Annotated in this window: 1 protein-coding gene; it reads right to left on the bottom strand. The window is 76.2% G+C overall.

The window, feature by feature from the left end; all coding sequences use genetic code 11:
* A partial coding sequence (locus F0U47_RS21520) for a hypothetical protein (protein ID WP_223162855.1) occupies positions 1-265 on the bottom strand: 265 nt, incomplete at both ends.

The following is a 265-nucleotide window of genomic DNA, read 5'->3' as shown; positions in this document are numbered from 1 at the left end:
GCGCAACCTCGTCCTGCAGGGCTGCCTGCTGCTCGGCCAGCTCGCCCAGCACGGTCGCGCGCTGCCGGTCGTGCTCAGCCCGCGTCCGCTCGAGCTCCGCCTGCACCCGCTTCACCTCCTGCTGGGCAACGGCCCCGGCCCGGTCGGCCTCAGCGCCCGCCGACGCCCGCAGCTGTTCTGCCTCGGCTCGGCCCGACGCAGTGACCCGGTCCGCATCGCTCTTCGCCTCCGCCACGATCGAGCCCGCCTCGGCCCGCGCCTCGTC

It is taken from the genome of Nocardioides antri (genome assembly GCF_008373765.1).
Taxonomy (GTDB): Bacteria; Actinomycetota; Actinomycetes; order Propionibacteriales; family Nocardioidaceae; genus Nocardioides; species Nocardioides antri.
The sequence above is the reverse complement of the archived record's forward strand: the minus strand, read 5'-3'. Positions and strand labels throughout refer to the sequence as shown.